At 32.5% G+C, this 23,726-nt stretch carries 19 protein-coding genes, 1 tRNA gene and 2 pseudogenes; 14 read left to right on the plus strand and 8 right to left on the minus strand.

The genetic code is table 11. The annotated features are described in order from the left end of the window. The first annotated feature begins 126 nt into the window (after window positions 1-126). Window positions 127-885, plus strand: coding sequence for a hypothetical protein (locus AAHJ01_RS01345; RefSeq protein ID WP_342226829.1), 759 nt, complete (start codon window positions 127-129; stop codon window positions 883-885). A gap of 44 nt (window positions 886-929) precedes the next feature. Here AAHJ01_RS01345 and mnmA read toward each other — a convergent pair whose 3' ends face one another. From mnmA to AAHJ01_RS01360, 3 genes are read right to left on the minus strand one after another with little or no spacing between them, the layout of a single operon-like run. Then, window positions 930-2,087, minus strand: a complete 1,158-nt coding sequence (gene mnmA, locus AAHJ01_RS01350; protein ID WP_342226830.1) for a tRNA 2-thiouridine(34) synthase MnmA — start codon at window positions 2,085-2,087, stop codon at window positions 930-932. A gap of 24 nt (window positions 2,088-2,111) precedes the next feature. Then, the gene (gene dnaJ, locus AAHJ01_RS01355) at window positions 2,112-3,215 is read right to left on the minus strand and encodes a molecular chaperone DnaJ (protein ID WP_342226831.1); all 1,104 of its coding nucleotides are present in this window, start codon (window positions 3,213-3,215) and stop codon (window positions 2,112-2,114) included. 7 nt (window positions 3,216-3,222) lie between these two features. After that, window positions 3,223-3,681 carry a nucleotide exchange factor GrpE gene (locus AAHJ01_RS01360; protein ID WP_342226832.1) on the minus strand — a complete coding sequence of 153 codons (459 nt, stop codon included), beginning with the start codon at window positions 3,679-3,681 and terminating at the stop codon, window positions 3,223-3,225. A gap of 106 nt (window positions 3,682-3,787) precedes the next feature. Here AAHJ01_RS01360 and AAHJ01_RS01365 point away from each other — a divergent pair. Both AAHJ01_RS01365 and mnmE read left to right on the plus strand, forming a co-directional pair. After that, a pseudogene (locus AAHJ01_RS01365) lies at window positions 3,788-4,993 on the plus strand (FAD-dependent oxidoreductase). Between the two features lie 52 nt (window positions 4,994-5,045). Then, a pseudogene (gene mnmE / locus AAHJ01_RS01370) lies at window positions 5,046-6,406 on the plus strand (tRNA uridine-5-carboxymethylaminomethyl(34) synthesis GTPase MnmE). 5 nt (window positions 6,407-6,411) lie between these two features. On the opposite strand, the gene AAHJ01_RS01375 reads toward mnmE, so the two are convergent. Next, window positions 6,412-6,484, minus strand: a tRNA-Lys gene (locus tag AAHJ01_RS01375). Window positions 6,485-6,562: 78 nt separating this feature from the next. Between AAHJ01_RS01375 and AAHJ01_RS01380 the strand changes: the two genes are divergently transcribed. Genes AAHJ01_RS01380 through AAHJ01_RS01395 form a run of 4 tightly spaced genes read left to right on the plus strand, consistent with a single transcriptional unit; the run spans window position 6,563 to window position 10,207 of the window. Then, window positions 6,563-7,081 (plus strand): shikimate kinase, encoded by a 519-nt coding sequence (locus tag AAHJ01_RS01380; RefSeq protein WP_342226833.1) that lies wholly within the window; start codon window positions 6,563-6,565, stop codon window positions 7,079-7,081. A 3-nt stretch (window positions 7,082-7,084) separates the two neighbouring features. Next, window positions 7,085-8,032 carry a tRNA lysidine(34) synthetase TilS gene (gene tilS / locus AAHJ01_RS01385; RefSeq protein ID WP_342226834.1) on the plus strand — a complete coding sequence of 316 codons (948 nt, stop codon included), beginning with the start codon at window positions 7,085-7,087 and terminating at the stop codon, window positions 8,030-8,032. Window positions 8,033-8,085: 53 nt separating this feature from the next. Continuing rightward, window positions 8,086-9,087, plus strand: a complete 1,002-nt coding sequence (pdhA, locus tag AAHJ01_RS01390; RefSeq protein ID WP_342226835.1) for a pyruvate dehydrogenase (acetyl-transferring) E1 component subunit alpha — start codon at window positions 8,086-8,088, stop codon at window positions 9,085-9,087. 16 nt (window positions 9,088-9,103) lie between these two features. Then, window positions 9,104-10,207 carry a dihydrolipoamide acetyltransferase family protein gene (locus AAHJ01_RS01395; RefSeq protein ID WP_342226836.1) on the plus strand — a complete coding sequence of 368 codons (1,104 nt, stop codon included), beginning with the start codon at window positions 9,104-9,106 and terminating at the stop codon, window positions 10,205-10,207. Window positions 10,208-10,479: 272 nt separating this feature from the next. Here AAHJ01_RS01395 and AAHJ01_RS01400 read toward each other — a convergent pair whose 3' ends face one another. Genes AAHJ01_RS01400 through aroB form a run of 3 tightly spaced genes read right to left on the minus strand, consistent with a single transcriptional unit; the run spans window position 10,480 to window position 15,897 of the window. After that, window positions 10,480-12,261 carry a 30S ribosomal protein S1 gene (locus tag AAHJ01_RS01400; protein ID WP_342226837.1) on the minus strand — a complete coding sequence of 594 codons (1,782 nt, stop codon included), beginning with the start codon at window positions 12,259-12,261 and terminating at the stop codon, window positions 10,480-10,482. A 54-nt stretch (window positions 12,262-12,315) separates the two neighbouring features. Beyond that, entirely contained in the window at window positions 12,316-14,769 is a 2,454-nt protein-coding gene (gene gyrA / locus AAHJ01_RS01405; RefSeq protein ID WP_342226838.1) for a DNA gyrase subunit A, read from the minus strand. A gap of 27 nt (window positions 14,770-14,796) precedes the next feature. Then, window positions 14,797-15,897, minus strand: a complete 1,101-nt coding sequence (aroB, locus tag AAHJ01_RS01410; protein ID WP_342226839.1) for a 3-dehydroquinate synthase — start codon at window positions 15,895-15,897, stop codon at window positions 14,797-14,799. Between the two features lie 549 nt (window positions 15,898-16,446). On the opposite strand from aroB, the gene AAHJ01_RS01415 reads away from it, so the two are divergent. The 4 genes from AAHJ01_RS01415 (at window position 16,447) to htpG (ending at window position 21,064) form a co-directional block, all read left to right on the plus strand. After that, entirely contained in the window at window positions 16,447-16,728 is a 282-nt protein-coding gene (locus tag AAHJ01_RS01415) for a hypothetical protein (RefSeq protein ID WP_342226840.1), read from the plus strand. Window positions 16,729-17,163: 435 nt separating this feature from the next. Further along, a complete protein-coding gene (gene aroC, locus AAHJ01_RS01420; protein WP_342226841.1) occupies window positions 17,164-18,282 on the plus strand; it encodes a chorismate synthase in 1,119 nt (372 codons plus the stop codon). Then, window positions 18,230-19,147, plus strand: a complete 918-nt coding sequence (miaA, locus tag AAHJ01_RS01425; protein WP_342226842.1) for a tRNA (adenosine(37)-N6)-dimethylallyltransferase MiaA — start codon at window positions 18,230-18,232, stop codon at window positions 19,145-19,147. Before aroC ends, miaA begins: the two co-directional genes overlap by 53 nt. Window positions 19,148-19,213: 66 nt before the next feature. Then, window positions 19,214-21,064 carry a molecular chaperone HtpG gene (htpG, locus tag AAHJ01_RS01430; RefSeq protein ID WP_342226843.1) on the plus strand — a complete coding sequence of 617 codons (1,851 nt, stop codon included), beginning with the start codon at window positions 19,214-19,216 and terminating at the stop codon, window positions 21,062-21,064. Between the two features lie 70 nt (window positions 21,065-21,134). On the opposite strand, the gene rpmH is transcribed toward htpG, so the two are convergent. Beyond that, complete coding sequence (gene rpmH, locus AAHJ01_RS01435; RefSeq protein ID WP_038436102.1) at window positions 21,135-21,290, minus strand: 50S ribosomal protein L34; 156 nt, start codon at window positions 21,288-21,290, stop codon at window positions 21,135-21,137. Window positions 21,291-22,036: 746 nt separating this feature from the next. Between rpmH and AAHJ01_RS01440 the strand changes: the two genes are divergently transcribed. The 3 genes from AAHJ01_RS01440 (at window position 22,037) to sucD (ending at window position 23,719) form a co-directional block, all read left to right on the plus strand. Beyond that, window positions 22,037-22,159 carry a hypothetical protein gene (locus tag AAHJ01_RS01440; RefSeq protein ID WP_342226844.1) on the plus strand — a complete coding sequence of 41 codons (123 nt, stop codon included), beginning with the start codon at window positions 22,037-22,039 and terminating at the stop codon, window positions 22,157-22,159. A gap of 67 nt (window positions 22,160-22,226) precedes the next feature. Further along, window positions 22,227-22,787, plus strand: coding sequence for an elongation factor P (gene efp / locus AAHJ01_RS01445; protein WP_342226845.1), 561 nt, complete (start codon window positions 22,227-22,229; stop codon window positions 22,785-22,787). Between the two features lie 29 nt (window positions 22,788-22,816). Next, window positions 22,817-23,719, plus strand: a complete 903-nt coding sequence (gene sucD, locus AAHJ01_RS01450) for a succinate--CoA ligase subunit alpha (protein ID WP_342226846.1) — start codon at window positions 22,817-22,819, stop codon at window positions 23,717-23,719. Window positions 23,720-23,726 lie beyond the last annotated feature (7 nt).

Raw genomic sequence — 23,726 nt, forward strand, 5'->3', positions numbered from 1 at the left:
TCACGAAATCCCCAAGGGTATACAGACTTCTTAAGTTTTATTGCATGTATACGGCATTCTCCTCTTCTAGATCATACTAGCCGAATAAGTTACTAAATTTGAGGTTACTCACATAAGAAAATCAGTATGATTAGGAAATTACAAGAAGTTACTGTAGAAAAAAAGCTTAGAGATTTGTATGACTTACAAATCATAGATTCTCGTATAGACGAAATAAACTCTCTTATAGAGAACTTTCCAATAGAAATTCAAGAAATTGAAAATGAAGTAAAAAAGTTACAAAAGAAAGTTGAAAAAATCCATAAAGAAATTTATTTCTATCGCAGTTCCTTACAGAAAAAAAAAGAAATGATAAAAGAGGACGAAAATGATATAAAAAAACAGCAAGATAAAATCCGGAATAATCGTGAATTAAAATCTTTAAGTAAGGAAATAGAATCCCAAGAACTTGAAATAGAGTTAGCTAACAAAAACATTAAGGATTTTGAAATGAAACTCTCTCAAAAAGAGTCTCTCCTTGAGGAATCCGAAATTCTTTACAAGAAAAAGAAAGAACACGTTTTGAAAAAAAGAAAAGAACTTTATAGAGTTATACAATACTATCAAAAAGAGCAAAAAATATTATTAAAATATTCGGTGATTTTTTCAAAAAAAATAGAACCTCATTTATTAAAAAAATACAATCGGATACGTTCTAAAGTTAAAAATGGTTTAGCTATTGTTACAGTAGATAGAGGGGCTTCAGGTGGATCTTTCTTTATCATTCCGATGCAGGAATATTTAGACATCATACAACGGAAAAAAATAGTTATTGATGCACATAGCGGATGTATAGTAATTGACGCTGCTTTAGCAGAAGAGGAACGTAAAAGAATTTTGTCTTAAACAATTATAGCCCATTAAATAAAAGGATTTTTCCTTACTATTATTTAGTCAATTATTCCTGAGCCAATGAGTTCTTCACCAAGATACCAAGCAACAAACTGTCCTTCAGTAATTGCCCATTGTGGTTGTTCAAATATAGTATAAAGTCCAATTTTTACTTTATGTAAAAAAGCTCTCTGTAGAGGTTGTCTGTATCGTATTCTACATGTAACTTCTAGGCTTTTACCATTATTCAATGCTAGATCAGATCTGACCCAATGAATATCATTTTCCTTAATAAATAAGGCTCTTTTATAAAGTCCTGGATGATTTTTTCCCATACCAACATATACTATATTTTTCTCAATATCTGTATCTATAACAAAAAGCCTTTCAATCTGTCCTCCTATTCGTAACCCTTTTCTTTGTCCTTTAGTGAAATAATACGCACCAGGATGGGATCCTATCACCTTTCCACAATTCCTGTTATAAATCGTCTTTTTTGCCATCATCGACCACGTTTCTTCTTTATGTTCCGTAAACACTACATGATTTGAAGGAATCTTTATAATATCTCCATATTGGGGTTTTATTTTTTTCTTAAGAAAATCAGGTAGTTTAACTTTTCCTACAAAACAAAGCCCTTGTGAATCTTTTTTATGAGCTGTTATTAACCCAATTTTTTCAGCATATTTTCTTACCTCCCTTTTTTTTAGTTTCCCTAATGGAAAAAAACTTTTACTCAATTGTTCCTGATTAAGTTGACAAAGAAAATAGGATTGATCTTTCTCATGATCTATTCCTGCTAACAATCGGTATATATCACGATGGTTCTTAAATAATTTTTCTCGTCTAGCATAATGACCTGTAGCAATAAAATCAGCTTTAAGTGAAAGTGATTTTGTCAAAAACAAATCGAATTTTATTTCACGATTGCATAATATATCTGGATTAGGGGTACGTCCATTAGCATATTCTTGAAACATATATTCTATAATACGTTTATCATACATTTCACTCATATCTAGTATATGAAAAGGTATCCCTAGTTGTTGTGCCACAAACATAGCATCAGTACTATCTTCTCTCCAGGAACATTCTTGCTCTGCATTGTTACAATGATGCATAAAAACACCTATAACTTCATAACCTTGTTCTTTTAATAGCCATGCTGCTACACTAGAATCTACTCCTCCCGATAGACCTACTACTACTCTTGGCAAGACGTTAAATTTTTATTGTATAGATTAAAACATCTCTCTGACACGATCAAAAAAGGATTTTTCCTTACTATTATGTGGAAGAAAATTATCGTCCTCTTTCATTTTTTCAAACATTTCTCTTTGTTCACGACTGATTTTTTTAGGAATCCATACATTAATATGGATTAGCATATCTCCATGACCACGTCCTTCAATATTAGGGATTCCCTTTCCCTTAAGACGTAAAATTTTTCCTGAGGGGGTTCCGGATTCTATAGTAATGCGTGCTTTACTTCCTAAGGTAGGCACTTCTTTAGTGGTTCCTAAAACAGATTCAGGTATAGATATATACAGGTCATAGTGTAAGTTTATACCTTCACGTTGGAGTTTTTCATGTGGAATTTCTTCAATTAAAGCAATCAAATCTCCATTCAGACCCTCAGGGGCTTCATTTCCTTTTCCAGATACTTTAAGCTGCATACCTTCTGTTACTCCCGCAGGAATCTGGATCTTTACGAGTTCCTCCTCCTTAATCATCCCTTGACTATTAGCTCCAACAGGAATATGATCTATAATTTTTCCTCTGCCTTGGCATGCTCCACAAGTACTCAGAGTTTGCATTCTTCCTAAGAAAGTATTGGTAATCTTAGAAAATTGTCCATTTCCCTTACAATGTCTACATATTTTAAAGCTTACCCCTTTGGCCATTTTCATTCTACGGACTTTTACTTTCTTTTCTACACCCTTGTAAATTTCTTCTAAGGAGAGTTTTATTCTAATTCTAAGATCACTTCCTTTTATACGTTTTTTTCTAGTATCTCCTCCAAAACCTGAAAACGCACCTTCAAAAGCATCACCAAAAATCTCCCCCAAATTAGCAAAGATATCCTCCATATTCATGCCTGCTCCCTCAGAATAGGAGTTGACGATGCCGGAATGTCCAAACTGATCATATTTTTTTCTTTTCTCAGGAGAACTCAACACTTCATAAGCCTCAGCAGCTTCCTTAAATTTTTCTTCTGCTGTCTTATTTCCAGGATTTTTATCGGGATGATAATGTATAGCAAGTTTCCTATAAGCTTTTTTAATCTCTTCTGCAGAGGCATTTCTTGAGACTCCTAATATTTCGTAATAATCTCTTTTTGCCATGACATGTTTATTTACCAACGATAACTTTCGCGTGTCGAATTACTTTATTATGTAAACTGTAACCACTTTCTACTATTTCTATAATCCTTCCTTTTAATTCTTCTGAAGGAGATAACGTCTGAGTAATAGCTTCATGATAATCTGTATTAAAAGAATCTCCTTTTTTAACTTGTATTTCTTTAAGCCCGTTTTCTTTAAGAATTCGGAACAATTTATCTTGTATTAATTCAACACCTCGAATAATGTCATCATTTTTTGATTTTTTTATTTCCGATATACCTCTTTCAAAATCATCTAGTACAGGAATTAAGGTTATCATAACATCCTTATGAGCAGTTTTAAATAGATCTATTCGTTCTTTATGAATACGTTTTTTATAATTTTCAAATTCAGCAAAAATCCGCAAAAACTTATATTTTTCTTTTTCTAATTTTTTTGTAAGTTCTTGTTTAAGTGATGTATTCATAAGTGACATTTGGCAAAAAAAATTACAACATTCTTGCCACAAAATATAAATCTCTAAAGATGTCATTATTAAAGCGCATTAGTATTATATTCAGAGTAAAAATAAAATGGATATCTCTGATTTAATTATCATCGGTTCTGGACCGGGTGGTTCCGCTATACGAGCAGCGCAACTTGTATTTAAAACAGCTATTATTGAAAAGTATTCGACTCTTGGGTGGACTACGTCGTATGTCTTCCTTCTAAAACGCTATTAGACTCTTCAGAATATTACCAAAATGCACGACAAAATTTATTTCATTAGTTTTTTATAAAATGATGGAGAGAAAAAACCAAGTTGTATTTAAAACCTGTGAAGGAATAAAGTACCTAATAAAATTTATCATGGAACAGGTGTTTTCAAAATAAAATCTCAAGATCGTACTTCTAAAGAAATTTCTTTTCGAAACGCTATTATAGCTACTGGATACTGGATCAAAACCATCTAGTTTTCCTTATTTAAGGATAGACAAAAATAGAATCATTAGCTCTACTGAAGCTCTTTCATTAAAAGAAATACCCAACCGTTTGGTTATTATTGGAGGAGGGGGAATTGGTATAGAAATAGGTTCTCTATATTGAAGACTAGGTAGTGATACAACAGTCATTGAATTGTTCCTTTCATGGATCTTTCTGTGTCTAGAGAACTTAAAAAAGTCAGTAATAAAATTTGATATTTCTACCTAAGTTACTTACGCTGAATCAAATGGTAAAGAGGTCATAGTGTTGGCAAATCCAAAATATGGAGAATCTCTTTCCTTGGTATAAGATTATGTGCTGGTAGCTGTTGGTCGAAAGCCTCAGACAAAAGAATTGCAAAGATCGGATTAAGGGATTTAAATAAAAGATTGCAAAGCACTTGTGATAACATATATGCTATTGGGTATGGGGGAGCTATGTTAGCTCATAAAGCTGAAGAAGAAGGTCTTTGGTCTTTTTGTAGTTGAACATATGTACGTACAGTACAAAATACGCATATTAACTATGAATTGATGCCTTCAGTAATATATACTTCTCCTGAGGTGGCTACAGTAGTACTCTATAAATCTTGTCAATTCCCTATGCGTGCCTTAGGTAGAACACGTGCCAGTGGCAATTTAATCCTGATAGGAGCTCGTGCTTCTGACATGATCATGGAAGCTATTATAGCTATGGAATTTTCAGCTGATGCTGAAGATATTGCTATAATTTCACATACACATCCTTCTTTTACAGAAGCCATTCGTGAAGCAGCGCTAGCAACTACTGAAAATAGACCTAAAAATACATGGTAATAAAAGCTGCTGAAAATTAACCTAGAACGATTAGTAAATGTATAATTACGTTATGTTTAATCAAGATACCATTGTAGCTTTAGCTACTCCTGATGGCCTCGGAGCTATTTCTGTTATACGAATTTCAGGGTCGAAGGCTTTTTCAATAGTTGAGCAAGTTTTCAAGCCGTTTAAAAAAAAAACTTAAAATTTCAACATTCTTATACATTGCATCTTGGTCATCTTGTTGATAAAGAGGAAATTTTAGACCAAATTTTAGTTGCTGTATTTAAAGCCCCACATTCTTATACAGGTGAAGATCTTCTAGAAATTTCTTGCCATGGCTCTCCTTATATCGTACGTCGTGTTATTCAATTATTTATTAGAAAAGGAGCTCGTTCAGCCAGTGAAGGGGAATTCACATTACGTGCTTTTCTTAACGGAAAAATAGATTTATCTCAAGCTGAAGCTATATACGATTTAATCTCTTCAACATCAAAAACTGATCATCAATTAGCAATGCATCAACTTAAAGGAGGAGTTTTAAATAAAATTCTATACCTCCGAAAGAAACTTATCGAGTTTTCCTCCCTTATAGAATTTTCTCTAGATTTTCCAGAAGAAGATGATTCGACGTATGATAAGACACAACTTTCAAAGTTCCTAATACGGATTAAAAAACATATTCAGACTTTACTTGACTCTTTTGCCTTAGGAAATGCAATAAAAGAAGGAATTCCTGTAGTTATTGTAGGTAAACCCAATGTCGGAAAATCTACATTACTTAATGTTTTATTAAATGAAGAACGAGCTATTGTTTCAGATATTCCTGGAACTACACGAGATCTCATTGAAGATGAAATAATAATTGACGGTATACGTTTTCGTTTCATTGATACAGCAGGAATCCGTAACACACAGAATCGTGTAGAAGTTTTGGGTATTAATAAAACTTTTGAAAAAATGCAACAAGCAAAAGTAATTTTTTATATGTTTGATGCAACCTATTTTAAAAAAAAAACTGTTGTAGAAGAAATACAAAATTTACATACAACGTATACTGACAAAACTATTTTTATTATTGCTAATAAATCAGACCTGACTCAGGTCAAAGATTTCCCTTATGTTTTTTTTAGGATTTCAGCGAAAAAAAAAGAAGGTATACTTAGTTTATTAAAAGCACTTTATTATACGATTGATCGTAGTATGTTACAAAATCGGACTATACTGACCCATATAAGACATTATAACGCTTTACATAGATCTTTAAAGGCTATTTGCAATATTGAAAAAGGAATTCAAGAAAATCATTCAGGAGATCTACTAGCAGTAGATATACGACAAGCATTAGAATCTATGGGAGAAATCAGTGGTGAGATTAGTAGTGAAGAATTGCTGAAAAATATTTTTTCCAAGTTTTGTATTGGAAAGTAACTATGTGACCTGGCTGGGGCTTGAACCCAGGACCCTTACATTAAAAGTGTAATGCTCTACCAACTGAGCTACCAGGTCCCTTTATTCGTAAAATGTACAATTATTTTTTGTCTTTTACAAGCTATAATTTAAATTAGGTACTAATTCTAGAAAATTGTGCGAGTTGTTTTAATAGGATATATGGGAAGTGGTAAAACTACTATTGGAAGAATAGTAGCTAACTATTTAAAGTATCACTTTTATGATCTAGACGAACTTATAACAATACAGGAAAAACAAAGTGTTCGAAAAATCTTTTTAGAAAAGGGTGAAGATCATTTTAGATCTATAGAAAAAAATCTTTTAGCACTGTTTTTAAAATCGAAAAAAGAGTATGTTCTTTCTGCAGGGGGAGGTACACCATGTTATGATAACAATATTTCAATAATGAAACAATTCGCGAAGACAATTTATCTACGTTTAACTCCAGATATAATATTTAAACGTGTTTTGACTCAAAAGGATCAACGTCCTATCATATCTCATCTCTCTGAGGAAAAACTTTTCGAATTTATTTCTCATCACCTTATACAGAGAGTCCCTTTTTATGAAAGGGCTCATTATACAATAGATGTTTATGATAAATCTATTGACGAAATAGCTAGAGATATCCACGATTTCTTATTATCTCTATAATTTATGGATTTAAGATTATCTTTTTTCAATAACTTTAATAAAATACTGCCATCAAATACTAGACATATTTTAGTGGCGGTGAGTGGTGGAGTAGATAGTATGGTATTACTAGATCTTTTCCAAAATTCTATTTTTTCATTGAGCGTGGCACACGCTAATTTTCAGTTGCGTTCTATAGAGTCCGATGCTGATGAGGATTTTGTCAAAAACAAATGTCTCCAAAAACAAATACCATTTTATGGTAAACGTTTTGACATTCTTACTCATGCCAGAATGAATAAATGTTCTGTACAAATGTCTGCGAGGACTTTACGTTATAATTGGTTTTATCATTTGGTGAAAAATCTTCATTGTGATTGTATAGTTTTAGGTCATAATCTCAATGATGAAATAGAAACTTTTTTTCTTAACTTGTCAAGAGGAACCGGGTTAAAGGGATTACTTGGAATTCCTAAAAAGGTAGGACCTATATTACGTCCGTTATTACCTTTCACTAGAAAACAAATTATGCTATATGCTAGGAGCCGGAATCTTCATTGGAGAGAGGACTCCAGTAATAAAGAATATAAATATTTACGAAATGTTATCCGGCATCGTGTAGTCCCTGTTCTCTTTAAAATTTTCCCGAATTTTGAACAAAATTTTTCTAAGACTCTCTATCACCTAAATCAGTATTATTCTCTTTCAGAACAAGCAGTTCATATATCACGAATACAAATTACAGTGATGAAGAAGATTGATCCTTTTTTATGGGAAATAAATACTGAAGTTTTAAAAAGATTTTATCCCCTAAACGGTTATCTTTTTCGTTTATTTTCTCCCTATGGGTTTAAAAATTTGCCTGATTTAAAACGTCTTTTACAAGCACAGCCTGGAAAACAACTGTTTTCAAAATATTATCGTCTTGTAAGTGGTCAAAATCGTTGGTTACTCATGCAAAAAAAAAGATAACAGATTTAATATTATTTATTATTTTTGTTCTGTGAATAGAATCCGATTTAAACATGAAGAAAATTACTCAAAATGATTATTTGCAATGGTTTACTGATATGTTTTTTTGGAGAAGTTTTGAAGACAAATGTCGTTCTCTATATTTAAAACAAAAAATAAGAGGTTTTTTGCACTTATATAATGGACAGGAAGCCATTCCTGCTGGATTAATGTATGCTATGGATCTTAGTAAAGATAGGATGATTACTGCTTATAGATGTCATGTATTGTCTATGTCTATGGGGGTGGATCCTAAAAGTATTATGGCTGAACTTTGTGGAAAAGTAACTGGAACCTCCAAGGGTATGGGAGGTTCTATGCATATTTTTAGCAAAAAACATCGGTTTTATGGAGGACATGGTATTGTTGGAGGACAGATTCCACTAGGAGCGGGAATAGCCTTTGCGGATAAATATTTCAACAGAGACTCAGTCACCGTTACTCTAATGGGCGACGGGGCCGTTCGTCAAGGTGCGCTCCATGAAACATTTAATTTATCTATGATTTGGAAACTACCGGTAGTGTTTATCTGCGAAAATAATGACTATGCTATGGGGACTTCCGTAAAAAGGACCACGAATGTACAAAATATTTACCAGATTGGCATAGCATATGATATGCCCTCAGAACAGATAGATGGAATGGATCCAGCGATAGTAGCTGAAAAAACGTACAAAGCTATTGAAAAAGCACGTTCCGGAGAGGGACCAACGTTTTTGGAAATTAAAACCTATAGATTTAGAGGACATTCCATGTCAGATGGAGAATCTTATAGAAACAAAAACGAAATTGAGGAGTCTAAAAAAAGAGACCCGATTTTAAAAGTCAGATCCGTTTTATTGAAAAAAAAGTGGGCTGATGAAAATAAGCTTAAAGCTATAGAAGCACAAGTTAAGAAAGATGTAGAAGAATGCGCCCGATTTGCTGAACGTTCTGATTTTCCTCCTATTGAGCAAATGTATGAAGTAGTGTATAATCAAAAAGATTATCCTTTTTGGTTAAAAGATCCAGACTGAAAAATAAAAAAATAATATGGTAGAATTAATCACTATGCCTCGTTTAAGTGATACTATGGAGGAAGGCACTGTAGTAAAATGGTATAAAAAACTGGGAGATAAAGTATCCGAAGGAGATTTACTTGCTGAAATAGAAACGGATAAAGCTGTTCAAGAATTCGAATCTGAATATAACGGATATCTTCTATACATTGGTATTCCAGAAGGTCAAAGTGCTACCGTAGACAGTGTATTGGCTGTTATAGGCCCTACTGATGTAAAACCCGTATACCACAAGGAAAAAACTAATAAGAAAAGGATTTTCTCTTCTCCATTAGCTAGAAAAATTGCACGAGAAAAATCTATTTCACTTTCAAAAATAAAAGGAAGTGGTGAAAACGGTCGTATAATAAAAAGAGATTTAGATAGTTATCTTGAAAAGCCCCAAAAAGTAACTACTCCTGTCCGAGAAGTTATGCTTTCCCCTATGCGAAAAGTCATTGCAAATAGATTGGTTGAATCGAAGTTTACAGCCCCGCACTATTATTTAATGATAGAAGTAGATATGAAAAATACTGTACAATATCGTAAAGTTATTAACGAAAATTTAAAATATATTAAAATCTCTTTTAATGATTTTATAATCAAGGCATCTGCCATGGCTCTCAGAGAACACCCCAAAATTAATTCTACGTGGAAAGAGGATCAAATTATTTATCACGATAATATTAACATAGGAATAGCTGTTGCCTCAGAAGAAAGTCTGTTCGTTCCGGTAATTTTACAAGCTGATAAAAAAATGTTACGTCAAATTTCAGTAGAAGCAAAAGACAAATATAGCCGTGCCAGAGAAAGAAAAATACAATCAAAAGAAATGGAAGGAAGTACTTTTACCATTTCTAATTTAGGAATGTTCGGTATAGAAATATTCACTTCTATTATTAATCAACCTAATTCCTGTATTCTTTCTGTAGGAACTATTTTGGAAAAACCCGTTATAAAAAACGGTAAAATTGTTACTGGAAATATTATGAAACTTAGCTTAGCATGCGATCATCGGACAATAGATGGTGCTACAGGCAGTGCGTATTTGCGCACGCTTAAACAGTTTCTAGAAAATCCGATTATGATGATTGTTTAAAATATTTACTGTTCAATGATTAAAAAAAATAGTTAATGCAACTTTTATTTATAAATTTTTTATACTTCTTGTACTTCTTGTAGCCTTTTTAATTTTTGGCCATACAGAGCACGCTAAAAAAATATCCGTTATTTTCATAATGTTACTCAAGAAATGCAACGGGCAATATGGGAAGTTCCTGAGAAAAGCCCATATAATACAGTAAGTAAGGAAACAAAATAGAACGAAATCTATGAAAATTTATCCTGACCTGTTCAACGACATTGAGACATTTATGTGGTTCTAAAATCGTTTTTATTTTTAAACTGTGACAACTCCCCTAGTAATGTCAACTTATCAACGTGTTGCTTCTTTGTTATTTTTTTAATATGTTTTTTCTCCTCTTCTTTAGAAAGAGAGATTGGAGAAATCACAATTTTTCTTAATTTGTTATGAAACTCTATGATTTTGCAATAAATTTTTTTATATTTTTTTACGGTTTCTTGTTCAAGAACACGCAAAGGCATGAATGCTTTAACGTTTTTATCTTCCAATTGAACAGTAGCGCCCTTCTCTAAAAGATCTATAACTTTTCCGGGATGAATGCTTCCAACAATATATTTTTTTTCGTAATATTCCCAAGGATTTTTATTTATCTGTTTATGACCCATAATAATCCGTTTTTTGTTCTTATTCAACTCTAAAACTACAGTTTCTATAGAGTCTCCTATCTTGAATAGTTCTGAAGCATGTTTTATTTTTTTATACCATGATAAATCCGATTTATAAACCATCCCTTCTATATCTTTTTCAAGGTATACAGATACGCCGGAGTTCGTGAAACTCCGTATAATACGAGTGTGTTTTGATCCTACAGAATATTTTTTTTGGATATAAATCCATGGATCAGGTGTCAGCTGTTTCATTCCTAATGACATTTTTCTCTCGTTCCGATCTAACGTCAGTATAACGCATTCTACTGTATCATCTATTTTTACCAAATCCTTTGCTCTTCTCAACCGTAACCGGTTATCCCATGACATTTCAGAAACGTGTAACAAAGCTTCTATTCCAGTAAAATTTTCTATTTCTACAAATGCACCATATTCAGTGATAGCTTTTATCTGACCTTTTACTCTATCACCCACTTTGATATTTTCATTGAGACTATTCCATGGATGAGAAACAATTTGTTTCATTCCTAACTGAATGCGATTTTTTTCCTCATTGAAATTGAGGATAACCACTTTTATTTCTTGATTTACTTTCAGAACTTCTGAAGGATGATTTATTCTTTTCCAAGAAATATCGGTATGATGTATCAAACCGTTTATCCCCCCCAGATCACAAAAAGCTCCATAGTTAGTAATATTTTTTACAGTAGCCAGAACTACTTTACCGGGCTTAAGGTCAGCCAGAAATTCTTTTTTTTGTTTTTCAATATCTTCTTCTATGAGTGCTTTATGAGATACTACCACATTTTTTAACTTCTCATTTATTTTAATAATTTTCAATTCCATTGTTTTATTATAGGAATCAGTAAAAAAAGCATCAAAATCAGAAAGTGGGTTATGAGAAATTTGAGAACCAGGCATAAAGGCTTCAATATGGGTCAGTATCTTTACAATCAGACCACCTTTAGTCCTTCCAATAATTTTTCCCGGAATAATCTCCTTTTTATTATAAGCTTCCTTAGCACGTTTCCAAGCAAGTAATATATTTGCTTTACGATGAGAAAGAATTAGTTGTCCTTTATATTCTCGTTTTTCCACCATAACATAAATTCGATCACCTACCTTAATATTAAGGTGGTCACGAAATTCGCTTAATGGAATAAGACCTTCATATTTAAAATTTATATCTACTACAATCTCCTTGTCCAGTATTTTTGTAATCCTTCCTAGTAGGAGTTCATGTTCGTTTATATTGGTCAAATGCTCGTTATATAGGGCACTTATTTCTTCTTTTTTTACATTATTACCACAGTAGTCACTCCAGTCAAATTCTTCTAGAGGAACATTGGCATTGGAATCTGCGATAATATTTTTTATTTCTGTTTCGGCCTGTACGTACATAATTTTTAAAGGATTTATCTCCTGATCCTATTGTAGATCAAGATTAAAAGTTATTTATTGAATTTCTTTATTTTGCCCTACTTTGGCTACTGCTGCAATTTCATCACCCTCTCTGAGATTAATTAATCGAACTCCCTGTGTTGAACGGCCTATTAGACGTATATCCGACACTGATATTCTTATAGTTATACCATATTTTGTGATGATCATCAAGTCGCTGGTATTATAAACGCTTGTAATAGAAATAAGTTTACCAGTTTTTTTAGTAATATTGATGGTTTTTACACCTTTTCCTCCACGGTTAGTTAGACGATAATTCTCCAAAAAAGAACGTTTACCATAACCTTTCTCTGAAACCACTAGTATATCTTCTTTATTATCTGGTTTTACACAGACCATACCTATGACTTTGTCATCTTCCTCGCTCATACTAATACCCTTTACTCCACAAGCAATACGTCCCATCGTCCGGACTTTTTTTTCCGAAAACCGAATCGCTTTTCCACTTTTTACTGCAATAAGTACTTCGCTGTTACCACTGGTAAGTTTCGCTTCCAAAAGAGTATCCTTTTCTCGGATGGTAATGGCATTGATTCCGTTTCGTCTAGGCCTTGAATATTTTTTTAGGGGGGTTTTTTTAATAATTCCCGATTCAGTAACCATTATAACATATCGGTTTTTTATATACTTTTCATCATCAAGATCTCCACTAAGAATATAAGCACATATTCTATCATCCTGAGAAAGACGAATCAAGTTTTGTATAGCACGTCCCTTAGACGTTTTTGAACCTTCTGGAATTTCATAGACTCGTAGCCAGAAACACTTTCCTTTTTTAGTGAAAAAAAGTGTATACTGATGAGTGGTTGCTACGAACAAGTGTTCTAAAAAATCTTCTTCACGAGTTTTGGCTCCAATATTTCCGATTCCTCCACGTAATTGACGTTTATATTCTGAAAGTGGCGTTCGTTTTATATAGCCATTATGCGATATAGTCAATACTACATATTCATTCAGTATAAGATCTTTCATTGTTACCTCTTTTCCAGAGGATTCAACCATAGTTCTTCGATCATCTTTATATTTCTCCTTGATTTCTAGTAACTTATCTTTTATTATTTGCATCCGAATTGGTTCTTTATCAAGAATTTCTTTAAACCTTTCTACCTTTTTAGAGAGGTCATTGTATTCTTTTTCTAGTTTCTCACGTTCTAGAAACGTAAATCGTTGCAATCTCATATCAAGAATAGCTTTTACTTGAGTTTTCGTCAGTTTAAATTGCATTCTTAGTTTATCAGAAGCTTCATCAGGAGTTTTTGAACCTTTAATCAAGTCGACAGCTACATATAAATGACTTAAAGTCAAAAGCAATCCTTCTAAAATATGATATCTATCCTGTGCTTTTTTAAGGTCATATTGAGTACAACGAATAGTTACTTCATGACGATGATCTACAAAATAACGAATCATATCTTTTAGATTAATTTGCATCGGTTTTCCCATTACTAAAGCAACATTATTGATGTTAAATGATATTTGTAATGATGTCTCTTTAAAAAGATTATTCAATACTATCTCAGGTACAGCATTTTGTTTTAATACATATACAATACGCAGACCTTCCCGATCGGATTCATCGCGAATGTTAGCTACTCCCTCTAATTTTCCTATTTTTATTAAATTGGAGGTCTTAACAATAAGGTCCACTTTATTTACTTGATAAGGTATCTCTTCTACAATAATACATTCTCTATGCTTAATTTTTTCTAATCGTGTCTTAGCACGTAAAATAATGCACCCACGTCCAGTCTTAAAAGCTTCTTTTACACCTTGATATCCATAAATAACGCCACCAGTGGGAAAATCAGGTGCTTTTATGTATTGCATTAATTCATCTATACTTATCGCTGTATTGTCTATATAAGCACAAATCGCCTCAATGCATTCTTTTATATTATGTGGAGCTATATTAGTAGCCATTCCTACAGCGATCCCAGAAGACCCGTTTACTAACAAATTAGGAACACTTGCAGGTAAAACACTAGGTTCTTCTAATGAGTCATCAAAATTAAGTTGATAATCTACTGTTCCTTTCTCAATATCAGTAAGCATTTCTTCGGAAATATGTTGTAATCTAGCTTCAGTATAACGCATAGCTGCTGGAGCATCTCCATCTATTGAACCAAAATTGCCTTGTCCGTCTATTAAACAATAACGTAAAGACCATTTCTGAGCCATGCGTACCATAGCATCGTATACAGAATTATCTCCGTGAGGATGATATTTAGCTAATACTTCACCAACTACACGCGCAGATTTTTTATAAGGTCTATTAGACAACATGCCTAATTCATGCATTCCAAAAAGGACACGTCTATGAACAGGTTTTAACCCATCTCTAACATCTGGAAGAGCTCTTGAAACAATAACCGACATCGAATAATCGATATAGGAAGTTTTCATTTCATCTTCAATATAAATTGGGATAAGTTTTTCTTTTTTAATCATCTTATAAGTTTTTCTTTTTTAATCATCTTATAAATTGTTTCTTTTTAAAGATTGAAAACTTTGTTTTATAATATCATTGGAAACTTTATGGTTATAAGTACATATACCAATTTCTCTCAGTAATGAAAAATGAATATCTTCTTGCAATTTTTTTTTATCCTGACGTATATACTTTAGTATTTGGTTTAAAATTTGTTCATTAATTTCTCGTAAAGGGTATATACTTAATAAAGTTTTAGAAATTTCTTCGTGTTGTTTCTGTGAAAGTCCATTCATTTTCCAAGAAATCCAAGATTCGCAAACCATTCCCAGAGCTATAGCTTCTCCATGGAGAAGAGGAGAATAGGTCGTAAGAAAATAACTTTCTATACCATGTCCTATAGTATGTCCAAAATTTAAAATTTGACGAAGACCTTTTCGTTCATATGGATCTTCAGTAACAATATTATTTTTAATAAAATTTGATTGATAAATGAATTCATTCCAATCATACCAATGCATCTTTTTTGATCGGTTCTTTATTTCTTCCCAAAAAAAATTATCTGCAATAAGACCATATTTAAAAAGTTCAGCCATTCCTGATTTTAATTCCCTATTAGGTAAAGTTTTTAGATAATGTTTATCTATGATAAGTAGATCTGGATAGTTGAATCCACCAATTTCATTTTTCATATTGTCGAGATTTATTCCAGTTTTTCCACCAGTGGAAGCATCTACCATAGCTAATAAAGTTGTTGGAATATTCAAAAAATATATCCCTCTTTTAAAAATTGAGGCCAAAAAACCGCCCAAGTCGGTAATAACCCCGCCTCCTAGATTAATCAGCAAACTCTTTCTGTCGGCATTTTCCTTATTTAGTTGACGACATATATCAAGACAATTTTGGATATTTTTTTCCTTTTCTCCAAAAGGAATGCAAAAAATGCGTGCTTTTTTTAAATCTGGTAGATATTTCAGTAAATGTTGCAAGCATAATTTAGACGTTTGGGGATCCGTCAGAATAAATAAGCTAGAGTAATTTGTCAGTTTATTTTGTAGAGTAATATAACCTTCTCCATTAAAAAATATGGTATAATGAATGGTTTTTAGAACGTTCTCTGTCACCGATAAAAATTTTAAAGAGAACATAATATAATGAATACGGTGAAAATCCACTATACGTCTCTATCGTGCCCATCTTCTTATATCGGGTTTTTAAATTTGATACAATAAATGGTATACTGTTCAATTTTAACTATACACTCCTTAGCATAAGAAATATGAATATACCGTAATGTAATTTAAAAACAGTTTCATTATAAGTGCAGTATTTGGAGTATTACAAATCGCAAGCAAACTGATAAGAACAATTTAAAATTTGAACAACTACCACACTTTTCAGTCACTTTTGTCTAAAGTAGCTACTAATTCTATTACGCATCCTATACGCACAATTATTAAAAATTTCTCCAAAAGGAATGCAAAAAATGCGTGCTTTTTTTAAATCTGGTAGATATTTCCTCTGATTACCTTATCAGAGCTACTGGATCTCCCACCAATTTTTTTGGTAATAAGAATATTGAACGTTATGCTTTACCAATAAAGTCTGTTATGGAAGCAATAAAATTGCGAAGCTTAATTTTGCAAAGTTTTTAAACTGCCTTATTTACTAAAGATGTAAAAGAACGTGATCGATTAATGACTTTTGTCATTGCTGGAGGAGTAGAAATTTCTGGTGCTTTAAGTGAATTGAAAAACTTTATATTACCAAAGGATTATCCTGATCTAAGCCGTATGAGCATACATATAATTCAGGCTACATTTCGATTAGTTTCTGGTATGTCCCAAGCATCATCATATGCCACTATGAATTATATAAAAAAATCCGTAGTAAACATATGGCTTAACTGTCTTGTCAAAGATTATGATGGAAATCCCGTTTATATAGATAATGGTAAAAAGATAGAATCTGGTCCCTAATAGATGGAATTGAAAATGTCTCTATAGAGGAAGGGCGTTTTCTAGTAGATGCTATGGTAAAAAATGATTCAGGGGTTTAGGAGATGTAGCTGCTCTGAAAATAGATAAACGTAATGCCTTACCAATGGTAGCTAAACCAGCTATTCAGCAAGGTATACATAACCTTTAGCAGAAGGTAAAGAAATGATACCTTATAGCTATTATTGTTCTAAATAAAGCGGTTTGTGATTTCCCCTGGTTACAGTTTAAAGGTTTTGGATATGTTAGAATAATCGTACTTCCAAATTGGATTATTCAATACTATCAGTCTAACAAAAGTATACGTTTAATCATACAATCTTATAAAAGAATTCTCCCAGAAAAGAAAGAAGTACAGTAACCTACTCCTATGTTATATAAGAACAAAGCATGCACTTTTAATAAAAAAAATGATATATGGTGGGAAATACTTTTGGAAAACTTTTTAGGGTAACTACTTTTGGGGAGAGTCATGGACCTGCGATAGGAGGTGTAATAGATGGTTGCCCTTCAGATTTTAAACTTAATTTACAACAAATTCAGAAAGAGTTGAATCGTCGTCTTCCTGGACAATCTAAGATCGTAACTCAACGACGTGAAACCGATAAAGTACACTTTTTTTCAGGTCTTTATGATAATAAAACTACTGGGACTCCGATCGGATTTGTCATTTACAATCATGATCAACAATCTAAAGATTATCTTCATCTTAAAGAAGTTTATCGTCCTTCACATGCAGATTTTACTTATATGAAAAAATATGGGGTGAGAGATTACCGGGGGGGAGGACGATCATCTGCACGTGAAACAGCCACTCGTGTCGTAGCTGGATCCGTTGCTAAACAATTGCTTAATCAGATCAGTATACATGCATTTGTTTCATCTGTAGGACCTATTACTTTAAATAAATCTTATAACGAATTGGATTTTTCTAAGATTGAGGATACTCCAGTTCGTTGTCCTGATGAAAAAATTGCTTTAGACATGATTTCTTTTATTAATAAAATCCGTGAAGAAGGAGATACAATAGGTGGAATTGTTAGTTGTGTAATACAAAATGTTCCTATAGGATTAGGAGAACCTGTTTTTGATAAACTCCATGCAGATCTAGGAAAAGCTATGCTCTCTATAAATGCTGTAAAAGGATTTGAATATGGTAGTGGATTTATTGGGACACAAATGCGTGGTTCAACTCATAATGATTTGTTCAATCCAGATGCAACAAGTACTAAAACTAATTTTTCAGGAGGGATCCAAGGTGGGATATCAAATGGTATGGATATTTATTTCCGTGTAGGTTTTAAACCTGTATCTACCATTATGAGAACGCAAACAAGTGTTGATTATTCTCATGGACAAAAAGTATTAGTGGAAGGTAAAGGAAGACATGATCCTTGTGTAGTTCCTAGAGCCGTTCCTATTGTAGAAGCTATGGCAGCACTTGTATTGGTAGATTACTGGCTTTTAAATAAAATTTCTAGATATGAAAGGAACACTTATCACGCTCATAGGTCCGACCGCGATTGGAAAAACTAATATATCCTTAGTTTTAAGCGAAAAATTTAAAACCGAAATTATTTCCTGTGACGCCAGAAAGTTCTATAAAGAACTAAAAATAGGAACAGCTACTCCTGACGAAGAAGCACGTAGAAGAATCCCGCATCATTTTATTGGACATTTGAGTATTCATCAATATTATTCCGCTAGAGATTTTGAAATAGATGCACTAAAAAAATTGGAAACACTTTTCGACCGTTATTCCGTAGTTATAATGGTAGGAGGCTCTGGATTTTATGAAAAGGCACTAACACAAGGATTAGACATATTTCCAGAAACCTCTCCTAAAATACGTAAAGATTTGATAACCTTCTTTAAGAAGGAAGGATTGATTCCATTACAAAAAGAACTTAAAAAAAAAGATCCAGTTTATTACCAAATGGTAGACAAAAATAATCATCAAAGAATTCTTCGTGCCTTGGAGATTATTCGGACTAGTTGTCTACCATTTTCTTCTTTCTTGTTTCATAAAAATAAGAAAAACCGTTTTTTTCGTACGATCAAAATAGGATTAAATTCACCACGTGAATTTCTTTACGAACGTATAAACCAACGTGTAAATGATATGATGCAAAAAGGGCTTCTAGAAGAAGCACGGATTTATTTTCCTAATAAGGATTTAAATGCCTTAAAAACCGTAGGATATAGAGAATTGTTTTCTTATTTTGAGGGAAGACTTTCCTTAGAAAGAGCTATTGAAGAAATAAAGAAAAATACTCGTAATTATGCAAAAAGACAGCTAACATGGTATAGAAATGATCCAGAGGTTACATGGTTTGAACCATATAATATAAATGAAATTTTGGCATATCTTAAAAAGATTATGACCTCAAAAAGTTTTTAGATTTTCTGCCAAAGTGTATTATTTATACTATATGGTATAGCCTTTGCCCCCTTTCCTAATAAAATTATGTCCATGGGAACTATTAACGTTACTGCGGAAAATATATTTCCAATTATTAAAAAATTTCTTTATTCCGATCATGAAATTTTTCTAAGAGAGCTAATTTCTAATGCTACGGATGCTACTCTTAAGCTTAGAGCTCTTGCCGAATTTGGAGAGATAGACCAACTTGGGAATCCTCAAATAGAGATAAAAATTAATAAAGAGAAAAACACACTACATATCCTGGATCAAGGAATAGGTCTGACAGAAGAAGAAATAGAAAAGTATATCAATCAAATTGCATTTTCTGGTGCTGAAGAGTTTCTTAATAAGTACAAAAATAAAACTGATACAACTCACGGAATGATTGGACATTTTGGGTTAGGATTTTATTCCTCCTTTATGGTATCTGATAAAGTGGAGATTTTTAGTAAATCGTACAAGAAAGAATTTCCAGCAGTTCATTGGAGTTGTGATGGTTCACCTAAATTTTCACTTGAAATACAAGATAAAAAAGAACATGGTACCGAAATTGTTTTGCATATAAATGAAGATAGTAAGGAATTTCTTGAAGAGTACCGTATTCTAGAATTACTTAATAAATACTGTAAATTTATGCCTATTCCGATAAAGTTTGGAGAACGTGAAACAACGGATAAAGAATCTACAATAGACAATATTATAAACGATCCGACTCCTGCCTGGACAAAACAACCTTCTACACTCGTAGAAGACGATTATAAGAAATTTTATAGAGTACTTTATCCCTCCCAGTTTGAAGATCCACTCTTTTGGATACATCTTAATATAGATCATCCCTTCCATTTAACAGGAATTCTTTTTTTTCCTAAACTAAAAAATCATATAGAAATACAAAAAGATAAAATTCAACTTTATCAAAATCAGGTCTTTGTTACTGATAATGTAGAAAATATCGTTCCAGAATTTCTTCATTTACTTCGAGGTGTGATTGATTCTCCGGACATTCCTCTCAATGTTTCCCGTTCTTATTTGCAATACGATGCATCTGTAAAAAAAATCTCTGGATATATTACTAGAAAAGTAGCTGATAAGCTAGAAAGTATTTTTAAAAATGACAGAAAAGATTTTGAAATAAAATGGGAATATATAAAAATAATCATCGAGTATGGTATGCTTAGCGAGGCTAAATTTTTTGATAGAGTAAAACAAATCGCTCTGTATCCTAATACAGAAGGGATTTTCTATACTTTTGACGAATTTACAGAAAAGATAAAAGAAATACAGACAGATAAAAATGGAAAATGTATTTATCTGTACGCTTATAACAAAGAAGCTCAACATAGTTCTATTCAATCGGCTAAAGAAAAAGGTTATGAGGTAATACTTTTAGATAGTCCACTTGCTCCTCATCTTATACAAAAACTTGAGGAAGAATACAAGGATGTCTCTTTTTCTAGAGTAGATTCTGATAATATTGATAATATTATTAAAAAAGAAGAAAACAGAATTTCCAAATTATCTGAAAATGATAAAAACGAACTAAAAAAACTATTAGAAAGTAATATAGATAAGCATCAATTTACTATCAATTTAGAAAATTTAAACAGTAAGGTTTCTCCTTTTATAATTACTATTCCTGAGTTAATGCGACGTATGAAAGAGATTAGGCAAATGAGTGGAAGGGGAATGTTAGGAATCCCTGAAGGATATAATTTAGTTGTTAATATAAACCACGAATTAATACAAAGAATTTTGTCTGAATCAGACGAAGTAAGAAAAAAACAACTTATAGAAAAATCTATGGAATTAGCTCTGATTTCTCAGAACCTTTTACACGGAGAACGTCTTAGTCAATTCGTTTCACGTTCTTTTAACGAGTTGATAGAAAAATAATGGATTTGTTCTTAAATTGACTGAATATTTCTAACGATATAAGCACATGCAAATTATTGCAGTTAATATTCTATCGTTTATATCTGACATTACTTACCGTCAGATTTTTCCTCCCTTTTGCACGTCTTCTAGACAATATTTTTCTTCCTCCTTTAGTTCCCATTCGTTTTATAAATCCGTGAACATTTCTCCTTTTTCTTCCCGATGGTTGATAAGTTCTTTTCATAATGTTTGTATTTTTTCGACTAAAATGTTGTTCTTTTTATTTTCAATATAAAAAGCATAGATTTTATGAGTCTTAATATATAAAATATTATATGGATTTTTTCTTGAAAAGGAAATATTTCCATCTTTAATTCATTAGGTAATGAAAGGGATCAGCTATTATTATAATAATTTCTTTTCTCCCTAGTAATCTCCCTAGTAATCTCCCTAGTAATCTCCCTAGTAATCTCCCTAGTAATCCTCCCTACTAATCTCCCTAGTCAGTTTAATATTCGTATTCGGTTATTGGGTAAATAGGCAGATAAGAGTCCCAAAAAATCCCGTCATAAGCAATATCCCCAAAATTCCCCGTCATAAGCAATATCCCCAAAATTCCCCGTCATAAGCAATATCCCCAAAATTCCCCGTCATAAGCAATATCCCCAAAATTCCCACTAAAAGAAAGAAAAATAAACGTCTTGTAAAATTCATGGTTTAAAGCAACAACGGGTCAGACATTTTAATTCGTGTATTCTTCTTAGGCAAATATTTAAGACGTTACCATCTACGTAAAAAACACTTATTAAAGAAATTTTGTTTAATTGTACTTAACACAGGAAAGTTTTAACCCTGCACAAGAAAATCCAGGTTTTATATTTGTTCGTATCGATATTCCAGAAAAACCTAAAAAACCTAAAAGACCTAAAAGACCTGCTTGAAAATGGAGTGAACATGTATTGGCTGCATTAATAGTAGCTTATTTATATTATGGATGGGTCATCACTGCCTTTTCTTAAAGCGATTGAACAAGCAGGAATTATTACTGTATACGACATCAATGGTACTAAACCTATGGCTCAAGCAGTAGGGAGCAGGAGGGAGGATTATTAGAATGCAAGGACATGGTTATAACAAATAGGCTTAAATTACTGCCCAAGTAATCAATAACGTATAAAATATGGCATATACTTCAGATATTAGAAAAGGTCTGTGCATTCGTTTTAATAATAACGTGTATAAGATCATAGATTTTCTTCATGTAAAACCAGGTAAAGGACCAGCTTTCGTACGGACAAAACTTAGAAATTTTACAACCGGTAAAGTATTTGATAAGACGTTCCCAGCAGGACATAAAATAGAAAAAGTATTCTTGGAATCACATAATTATCAGTTCCTTTACGAGGACAAAGATAGTTATCATTTTATGAATACACAATGTTATAATCAAGTGCAACTGACTAAAAATTTCATTAGTAAAAAACAATTTTTAAAAGAAGGTATGGAAGTAACTATTACTTTCCAAAAATATGATGAAACTCCCTTGAGTGTAGAAATACCTACCGAAAGTATTCTAAAAGTCATTTATACTGAACCAGGACTTAAAGGTGACACCGTTACCAATGCTAGAAAACTGGCTACTTTGGAAACCGGAGCTGTTATACAAGTTCCATTGTTTATTAAAACAGGTGATAACGTAAAAATAAATATTGAAAATGGTGTCTATATAGAAAGAGTATAATATTTTAGAGTTTTATATGTTATTTCACTATGAGTATACTCGTTAATAAAAATTCACGTGTTATTGTTCAGGGATTCACTGGTAAAGAAGGAACTTTTCATTCCCAGCAAATGATCAATTATGGGACATTGTTGGTTGGTGGAATTACACCGGGAAAAGGTGGGAATAAACACTTAAATATCCCGATTTTTGATACTGTTGAACAATCAATTAAGGCTACTAGGGCGAATGTAAGTATCCTTTTTGTACCTCCTGCATTTGCCGCTGATGCAATAATGGAAGCAGCTGATGCTGAAATAGATCTTATCATATGCATTACGGAGGGGATTCCGATCTCTGATATGCTTAAGGTTAAGCAATATATTAAGCATCGAAATGCCCGTCTTATTGGACCTAATTGTCCTGGCGTCATTACTTCAGAAGAATCTAAAGTAGGTATTATGCCTGGTTTTGTTTTTAAAAAGGGGGGAGTAGGTATTGTTTCTAAATCCGGAACTCTAACTTATGAAGCTGCATATCAAATAGTTAAATATGGATATGGTATTTCTACGGCTATAGGTATTGGAGGAGATCCCATTATCGGGACAAACATGCGAGAAGTGATTTCTCTTTTTATGGAAGATTCGGAAACCGATGCTATTGTAATGATCGGAGAAATTGGAGGACAAATTGAAACCCAAGCCGCTCAATGGGTGAAGGAATCCATGAATAAAAAACCCATCATTGGTTTCATTGCCGGAAAAACTGCTCCAAAAGGTAGGACTATGGGGCATGCAGGTGCAATTGTCGGAGATAAAAACGAAACCGCTGAAATTAAGATTGATATTCTTAGAGATTGCGGAATCCATGTAGTGGAATCTCCAGCTGAAATAGGAGTAACCGTCGCAAAAGTTTTATCTTATAGAAGAAATAAAATCTCTAAATTTTTTTAAAAACATT

This window comes from Candidatus Walczuchella endosymbiont of Icerya purchasi, assembly GCF_964030875.1.
Classification (GTDB): Bacteria; Bacteroidota; Bacteroidia; order Flavobacteriales; family Blattabacteriaceae; genus Walczuchella.

Bases quoted from the DNA above. Each gene is read 5' to 3' on its own strand.
- AAHJ01_RS01415 (WP_342226840.1), top strand. From the start codon at position 16,447: ATGACTTTTGTCATTGCTGGAGGAGTAGAAATTTCTGGTGCTTTAAGT.
- AAHJ01_RS01440 (WP_342226844.1), top strand. From the start codon at position 22,037: ATGGATGGGTCATCACTGCCTTTTCTTAAAGCGATTGAACAAGCAGGA.
- sucD (WP_342226846.1), top strand. From the start codon at position 22,817: ATGAGTATACTCGTTAATAAAAATTCACGTGTTATTGTTCAGGGATTC.
- tilS (WP_342226834.1), top strand. From the start codon at position 7,085: ATGGATTTAAGATTATCTTTTTTCAATAACTTTAATAAAATACTGCCA.
- miaA (WP_342226842.1), top strand. From the start codon at position 18,230: ATGAAAGGAACACTTATCACGCTCATAGGTCCGACCGCGATTGGAAAA.
- aroB (WP_342226839.1), bottom strand. From the start codon at position 15,897: ATGTTCTCTTTAAAATTTTTATCGGTGACAGAGAACGTTCTAAAAACC.
- rpmH (WP_038436102.1), bottom strand. From the start codon at position 21,290: ATGAAAAGAACTTATCAACCATCGGGAAGAAAAAGGAGAAATGTTCAC.
- gyrA (WP_342226838.1), bottom strand. From the start codon at position 14,769: ATGATTAAAAAAGAAAAACTTATCCCAATTTATATTGAAGATGAAATG.
- efp (WP_342226845.1), top strand. From the start codon at position 22,227: ATGGCATATACTTCAGATATTAGAAAAGGTCTGTGCATTCGTTTTAAT.
- AAHJ01_RS01360 (WP_342226832.1), bottom strand. From the start codon at position 3,681: ATGAATACATCACTTAAACAAGAACTTACAAAAAAATTAGAAAAAGAA.
- aroC (WP_342226841.1), top strand. From the start codon at position 17,164: ATGGTGGGAAATACTTTTGGAAAACTTTTTAGGGTAACTACTTTTGGG.
- pdhA (WP_342226835.1), top strand. From the start codon at position 8,086: ATGAAGAAAATTACTCAAAATGATTATTTGCAATGGTTTACTGATATG.
- dnaJ (WP_342226831.1), bottom strand. From the start codon at position 3,215: ATGGCAAAAAGAGATTATTACGAAATATTAGGAGTCTCAAGAAATGCC.
- AAHJ01_RS01400 (WP_342226837.1), bottom strand. From the start codon at position 12,261: ATGTACGTACAGGCCGAAACAGAAATAAAAAATATTATCGCAGATTCC.
- htpG (WP_342226843.1), top strand. From the start codon at position 19,214: ATGTCCATGGGAACTATTAACGTTACTGCGGAAAATATATTTCCAATT.
- AAHJ01_RS01345 (WP_342226829.1), top strand. From the start codon at position 127: ATGATTAGGAAATTACAAGAAGTTACTGTAGAAAAAAAGCTTAGAGAT.
- AAHJ01_RS01395 (WP_342226836.1), top strand. From the start codon at position 9,104: ATGGTAGAATTAATCACTATGCCTCGTTTAAGTGATACTATGGAGGAA.